This window comes from Clostridium sp. AM43-3BH, from assembly GCF_003479985.1.
GTDB lineage: Bacteria > Bacillota > Clostridia > Lachnospirales > Lachnospiraceae > Otoolea > Otoolea fessa.
On record NZ_QUIH01000010.1, the window covers coordinates 101,631 to 108,976 of the forward strand.

Sequence of the window (7,346 nt, forward strand, 5' to 3'; positions counted from 1 at the left end):
TTTATGTCATATACAGCACTGTACAGAAAATGGCGTCCGACGTCCTTTGAAGAGGTCCGGGGTCAGGACCATATCGTAAAGACCCTGAAAAATCAGATCAACTCCGGGCGGATCGGGCACGCGTACCTCTTCTGCGGGACGCGCGGAACCGGTAAGACGAGTATTGCCAAGATCTTTGCACGGGCAGTCAACTGTGAACATCCGGTGGACGGCAGCCCCTGCGGCGAGTGCAGTATGTGCCGCCAGATTGCGGAAGGAGCTTCCCTCAATGTGGTGGAGATCGATGCGGCATCCAACAATGGTGTGGAAAATATCCGCGATATCCGGGAGCAGGTGCAGTACCCGCCGACGGATGGGCGCTACCGCGTCTACATCATTGACGAGGTTCATATGCTTTCGATCGGCGCGTTCAATGCGCTCTTAAAGACGCTGGAAGAACCGCCGTCCTACGTTATATTTATCTTGGCGACGACGGAGGTCCACAAGATCCCGATCACGATCCTGTCCCGGTGCCAGAGATATGATTTCAAGCGGATCTCGATCGATACCATTGCGGGACGACTGGCGGAGCTGACGCAGGCGGAGCAGATCGATGTAGATGACCGGGCACTTAGGTATGTGGCACGTGCGGCGGATGGCTCGATGCGAGATGCGTTAAGTCTTCTCGATCAGTGCGTGGCGTTCCATTTCGGGGAAAAGCTGACGTATGACAATGTGCTCGAGGTGTTGGGCGCGGTCGATAACCGCGTGTTCAGCAAGCTGTTTCAGGCGGTGCTTGCAAGTGATACGAAGGCGTGCATCCGTGAGATTGAGGAAATGATCATCCAGGGGCGCGATCTTTCGCAGCTTGTCAACGATTTCGTCTGGTATATGCGAAATCTCCTGATTGCCAAGACGACCGACGAACCGGGCGATATGCTAGATATGTCGGAGGAAAATCTGGCAGTTTTAAAGGAAGAGGCGGCAGGTGTTGATGCGGAAACGCTGATGCGTTACATCCGTATTTTCTCGGAGCTTTCCGGGCAGCTGCGCTACGCGTCGCAGAAGCGGATTCTGGTGGAGATTGCCTTTATCAAGCTGACGACGCCGTCGATGGAACAGAATCTTGATTCCATTTTACAGCGGATTACGCTATTAGAGCAGAAAATGCAGGAAATGCCGGACAATCTACAGAAACTGGCGTCCCTTGCACCGGCAGCGGGGCAGGCGGCATCCTCCAAAACGGCTGTGGTGGAAACGCCGCCTGAGCCGAAGACGGTATCCCTTCCGCCGGCACAGTACGAGGATCTGATGCTGATGCGGAAAGAATGGGGACGGATTGCGTCCCTGAGCCAGCTTGTGGGTTCGATTAGACTCAGTCTTCCCAAGACAAGTGTAGAACCGGCGGGCGAAGGCTGCCTTTGCATTGTGTGTACAGATGAAAATACGTTTGGAATTATCAATCGGGAGCCTGAGCTTAAGAATTTGCAGGAAGTAGTGCAAGAAAAATACAAAAAGACTCTGCAATTTAAAGTCCGTTTAGAATCATCTGCTGTGCCGCAAAGAACGGTTTATGTCAGTGATGAGGATTTAAAGAACGCAATCCATACCGATGTGATTGTCGAAGAGGATGATTCCGTGTAGTGGAGCTTGCCAAAGATGAGCCTTGTTTTGTAATGCAAGAAGCTGTGATTAAATACAGATAAATGATATTAGTGGGTTTATATGATATATAGAACCGGCTGCAATCGGCAGCCAGTCTGAATATAAATAAAAAGAAGTGAAAGAGAGGAATGACACCATGGCAAAACGTGGCGGTTTCCCAGGCGGTATGCCGGGCAATATGAACAATTTAATGAAGCAGGCGCAGAGAATGCAGCGCCAGATGGAAGAGAAGCAGAAAGAGCTGGAGGAGAAGCAGTACAGCGCATCCGCGGGCGGCGGCGCTGTAACCGTGACCGTATCTGGTAAAAAAGAGGTTCTTTCCGTGAAACTGTCTGAGGAAGTAGTGGATCCGGATGATATCGAGATGTTAGAGGATCTGATCGTGGCGGCGACCAACGAGGCATTCCGTCAGGCGGAAGAGGACAGCAGCCAGATGATGTCCCAGTTGACCGGTGGCCTTGGCGGTCTGGGAGGCGGATTCCCGTTTTAAGCGATGGATTATTACAGCAGTCAGATTAGCAAGCTAATCGAAGAATTGTCAAAACTTCCCGGAATCGGAAGTAAATCGGCGCAGCGTCTTGCATTTCATATCATCAATATGCCGGAAGAACAGGTCAGGCACTTGTCCGGCGCGATTCTGGAAGCCAAGCAGAATGTGCGTTACTGCAAGGAGTGCTGCACATTGACGGATAAGGAACTGTGCCCGATCTGCAGCAGCGACCGGCGAGATCATGAGACGATCATGGTGGTGGAAAATACGCGCGATCTGGCGGCATATGAAAAGACAGGAAAATACAACGGGGTCTATCATGTGCTGCATGGGGCGATCTCCCCGATGCTGGGGATCGGGCCGGGCGACATCCGGCTCAAGGAGCTGATGACTCGCCTGCAGAAAGAGGAGGTTCGTGAGGTCATTATCGCAACCAACTCAAGCCTGGAGGGCGAGACGACCGCGATGTATTTGAGCAAGCTGATTAAGCCGACAGGGATCCGGGTGACGCGAATCGCCAGCGGCGTTCCGGTCGGGGGCGACTTGGAATATATTGATGAGGTAACGCTTCTACGCGCGCTGGATGGGCGTACAGAGCTGTAGCCGGTGAGCAAATAAAATGTTACTGGGCACGTATGCGTGAACAGTAACAATAAAACTTCTGCCGCGGCAGGAAGTTAGGAGATGCATAAGATGGATAAATACGAGTTTAACATCAAGGTAGAGCAGATTAAGAAACTGGTCAACAAGGGAGATTTCGAGACGGCGATGAAGATCGCCGATACCATCGACTGGCGTCGTGTACGCAGCACCAGCCTGCTTACGATGATTTCCCAGATTTATGAGAAAAATGCAGAGTATCAGGATGCCAAGGATATTTTATTGCTGGCATATGAGAGAGCGCCGCTTGGAAAGGGGCTTTTATATAAGCTGACTGACCTTGCATTGCGTGAAAATAATATTCAGGAGGCAGAGGCATATTACCGGGAGTTCTGTGAGCTGTCCGGCGATGACCCGCGCCAGTATCTGCTTCGTTTCCTGATTCTGGAGGCGAAGGATGCGCCGTTAGAGCAGCAGATCAATTCTCTGGAGAGATATTGTCAGGAAGAGCTGGATGAGAAATGGCTGTACCACCTGGCAGAGCTTTATCATCAGGCGAACCAGGCGGACGACTGTGTGCGGATCTGCGACAAGATCATGCTGATGTTCGGTCTTGGCAAATATGTGGACAAGGCAATGGAACTGAAACTTCAGTATGCGCCGCTGACGAAATATCAGATGGATCTGGTGGAAAACCGCGAGAAGTACGAAGAGAAGCTGCGTGCGGTGGAAGAAGAGTACAAGAACGGTACATACCGCAAGCCGGAGCCGGAAGAAGAGTATCTGGATACGGATGAGCCGGAGGCAGAGCTGGACGACGAACCGGAGAATGAGCCGGAGGGACAGCCAGAGCAGGCAGAGCCAGAAGAGAAGGCTGGAAAACCGAAAGCTGAGACAAAACCGGCGGACGAGAAGGTAGAAAAGGCTGCGCTGGACGAGGATGTAGTAGCAAGCCTTCATGAAGCACAGGCGGAAGAAGCGCTGGCAAAAGAAGTGTCCAAGATCAAGCCTTACGATGAGGAAGAGGGCGCATCCGAAGGGGAGACACGTGTTTTCAGGAATCTCCGCGACCTGGAACCGGCAGAGGCAGAGGAAAAGAGCGAGGAAGCTCCGATTCATGAATTTGAAGAGGAAGAGGAAACCATAGTGGAAGACTGGGATTTCGAACCGGAAGAGGAAGAAGAGGAGATCAAGGAATCGAATCATCTGATGATCGAGGCGGAAGATCCGGCAGCCGGTCTTGCGATGGCACTTGATTCCCTGAAAAAGATTCACCGTGAGCTGGGGACCAAGCATCCGGTTGCCAAGATCAGCGGCGCAAACCTTTCCCATCGCGGCATCGCATCGGTGGCGGAGCGCCTGGCAGGCAAGGATCTGGTGGTCGAGCATGCAGCCGATCTGGACGATTTGACGGTGGAAGAGCTGGAAGAACTGATGACACAGGATGAAACCGGCATGGTCGTTGTTCTGATTGATACGCAGGCACGTTTAGAGCAGATGCACCGCGCATATCCGGCATTAGCAGAGCGTTTCCAGTATATCGGCTGTGAAAACCAGAAAGACGATGCGGCGAAGCTGGCACAGGCACGCGAGGAAGAGCTGAAACGCCAGCAGGCGCAGCAGGAAGCAGAAGCAGCCAGAAAACGTCAGGCAGAGCGTGAAGCGGAGATCCGCCGTCAGGCAGAAAAAGAGGCAGAGGAAAAACGCAGACAGCAGGAAGCAGCAGCCCGCCGTGAGGAAGAAGAGCGCGCCAAGGCAGAAGCACAGGCGCTGGCAGCCAAAGAGGCAGAAGAAGCGCGTAAAGCGGAGGAAGATCGCCGTCTGGCAGAGCGGCAGAGAGAAGAACTGCGCCGTCAGGAAGAGGCAAGACGCGATGACGAGCCGGAGTATGAAGACGAAGAAGATCACTACGAGAAGGACGAGTATGAGCCGGAGGATGATTATGCGCGTGGCGGCTATCGTGATGATTATAAGGACGATTACAAAGACAGCTATAAAGACGAACGCGAGGACGACGAGTATTCCAATTATCCAGAGGATGAGTCGGAAGAGAAACCGTCCAAAAAGTCCGGCGATATGGATGTAGAGGAGTTTGTTCAGTACGCCTGCAAATATGCATCGGAGATCGACTGCAGTATTTCGGGAAAGAGCATGCTGGCTCTGTACGAGCGCGCTGAGATGATGGAGGAGGACGGAGAACCGCTTACCAAGACAAGTGCCGAAGATTTGATTGAGGAAGCTGCAGATAAGGCGGAAAAGAAATCCTTCAGCGGACTGTTCTCATCGAAATATGATAAGGATGGACTTCTGATTCTGAAAGAGAAACATTTCTTTGATTAATTAAAACAATTCGAGAAATTTTAAAATTAAAACTAATTAGTAAAAGAGAGCGCTGCGGGGGAATGCTTCCCGGCAGCGTTTTCTGGTAGTGGACAGTAAAAAGAGATACGGGAGAGAAAGATGGGAACACGGTTAATAGCCCTCGATTTAGATGGGACACTGTTAAATGAAAAAATGCACGTGTCGGAAAAAACAAGACAGGTGATGGAACTGTGCGCGCAGCGGGGGATTGAGATTGTCCCGGCGACTGGGCGCGCGCTCCCGGCAGTGCCAGAGGAGGTTTTGAGCCTGCCGGGCGTCCACTATGGCATATTTACAAATGGGGCGGTCGTCCGGGATTTCGGGAAAAATATCTGGGTGTCGGAAAGCTGCCTGAGCTGGGAAGAGACGATCCGGGTGATTGAGGTGCTGCGCCGGCATCCGGTTATTTACGATATGTATGTATCGGAGGGCGGCGTCAGCGAGACGCGATTGCTGGCACAGCTGGAAGAATACGGGATACCGGAACGTGAATGCGCCTATATCCGGGCGACGCGCCGGGCAGTTACTGACATGGTGGAGTATCTGCGGGAGAAAAAATGCCCGGTGCAGAAGATGAATTTAAATTTTAAGGACCGGGAGAGCAAGCAGGCAGTCCGGGCAAAGCTGGAAGCGATGCCGGAGGTTCTGGTGACCTCCTCGCTTCCGTGGAATCTGGAACTCAACGCGGCGGGCATCACAAAGGGGAGCGGGCTGCGGAATCTCTGTCAGTATCTGGGAATTGAAGCGGAGGAGACGATGGCATTTGGAGACGGCGAAAACGACTGGCCCATGCTGGAGGCAGCAGGAATCGGCGTGGCGATGGAAAATGGCGCCCCATTTTTAAAGGAACGCGCAGACCGGATTGCCGCTTCGAACCGGGAAGAGGGCGTAGCGGAGGCGATCAGACAATGGGTGCTTATATAAAAGAAAACTGGCTGTTCGTGGTGGTGGCAGTCTATCTGGTTTCCATGGTACTGTACGGGCATTACCGCGGATTTGTCCGCCTGGCAGTCTCGGCCGTTTCACTGGTGCTGTCGTTGGGGGTGGTTCATTTTGGTGCGCCGTCTGTCGCGAACCTGCTTCGCAGCAATGAGGTGGTCTATCAGGCGGTGGAGGACAGCGTGACGAAATTTATCCAAAAGGACGATGAGGCGGAAAATGAGGCAGCTGACGCGGCGCCGCCATCCGTACAGCGCAGTATTATTGAAGAAATGGAGCTTCCGGAACAGTTAAAGGATGCGCTTCTGGAGAATAATAACAGCGAAGTTTACGAGGCGCTGGGTGTAAGCAGCTTTACCCACTACGTCAGCCGTTATCTGGCAAACAGCCTGATCAATATTATAAGTTTTTTTCTGCTGTTTGCAGCCGTGTTCGGCGGATTGCGTGTTCTGTCCGTATCGCTCAATGTGGTCTCCCGGCTGCCGATCATATCGGGGCTGAACCGTCTGGCAGGTGCCGCGCTGGGGGGTGCGGAAGGGATCTTTTTCGTCTGGATTGCAGCACTGCTTATTACACTGTTCTCGGCAACGGCGATTGGTGAACTTTTCCTGAACCAGATAGAAAGCAATATCTGGCTGACCTGGCTGTATGACCACAATATGCTTGGAAGCATCCTGATGGGTGTTGTGAAACGGATTATTTAAAAGCTTATAGAGAAAAACTGTGATATTGAAAAACGGCACACCGCATTCTCGCTACTTAGTGATGAGTTAGGTGTGCCGAATTTTTTATCTCAGTCGAGAAGACTCCCACCTCTTTAGGTGGCGAGTAATAGCAAATTTGTCTCAGTGGGAGTTGGGTCTTCGGCTGAGATAAACGCTCCGCGAGGATGCGCAATGATTCTGTATGGAATATGTCAGCGAAAAAACAAGTGAAAATCCCTTGACAAGTTAATGCTGAAATGGTAAACTCTAACTCTAACGTGTTTTGACGTTGGTCTGCATATGCAGGGAAAATCGAATATCACAGGTTTTCTTATTTGCGAAAATGTTTTGAAAATTAAGAAAAAATAGTTGACAACGACAACTGCCTATGATATGATATTCAAGCTGTTGAGCGAAAGCTCAGCTGCGAAAAATAAAATAAAAAAGTTGTTGACAAAGATAACTGATTGTGGTAATATAAATGAGCTGTCAATGAGACAACAACAAAGAACCTTGAAAACTGAACAGTATGTAAAACCCTGAAAATTCTAAGAACAAAGGCTTTTGGTTAAGCCTTGAAGTTCAAGAGAACATTCAGAACAAAACCA

The 7,346-nt window shown here is 51.3% G+C and carries 6 protein-coding genes; all 6 read left to right on the plus strand.

Annotated features, from left to right (window positions below; translation table 11 throughout):
- Positions 1 to 3: 3 nt before the first annotated feature.
- The 6 genes from dnaX to DW931_RS14695 all read left to right on the plus strand — a co-directional run bounded on the left by dnaX (position 4) and on the right by DW931_RS14695 (position 6,738).
- Positions 4 to 1,623 carry a DNA polymerase III subunit gamma/tau gene (dnaX, locus tag DW931_RS14670; RefSeq protein ID WP_118469448.1) on the plus strand — a complete coding sequence of 540 codons (1,620 nt, stop codon included), beginning with the start codon at positions 4 to 6 and terminating at the stop codon, positions 1,621 to 1,623.
- Positions 1,624 to 1,780: 157 nt separating this feature from the next.
- Complete coding sequence (locus DW931_RS14675) at positions 1,781 to 2,134, plus strand: YbaB/EbfC family nucleoid-associated protein (RefSeq protein ID WP_022359050.1); 354 nt, start codon at positions 1,781 to 1,783, stop codon at positions 2,132 to 2,134.
- A gap of 3 nt (positions 2,135 to 2,137) precedes the next feature.
- Positions 2,138 to 2,737, plus strand: a complete 600-nt coding sequence (gene recR / locus DW931_RS14680; protein ID WP_022359051.1) for a recombination mediator RecR — start codon at positions 2,138 to 2,140, stop codon at positions 2,735 to 2,737.
- A 90-nt stretch (positions 2,738 to 2,827) separates the two neighbouring features.
- Positions 2,828 to 5,074: a hypothetical protein gene (locus tag DW931_RS14685; protein ID WP_118482249.1), complete on the plus strand. Its 2,247-nt coding sequence runs from the start codon at positions 2,828 to 2,830 to the stop codon at positions 5,072 to 5,074.
- Positions 5,075 to 5,194: 120 nt separating this feature from the next.
- Complete coding sequence (locus DW931_RS14690; protein WP_117796670.1) at positions 5,195 to 6,019, plus strand: HAD family hydrolase; 825 nt, start codon at positions 5,195 to 5,197, stop codon at positions 6,017 to 6,019.
- Positions 6,004 to 6,738 (plus strand): CvpA family protein, encoded by a 735-nt coding sequence (locus tag DW931_RS14695; protein ID WP_118482250.1) that lies wholly within the window; start codon positions 6,004 to 6,006, stop codon positions 6,736 to 6,738. The genes DW931_RS14690 and DW931_RS14695 overlap by 16 nt, the downstream gene beginning before the upstream one ends.
- Positions 6,739 to 7,346 lie beyond the last annotated feature (608 nt).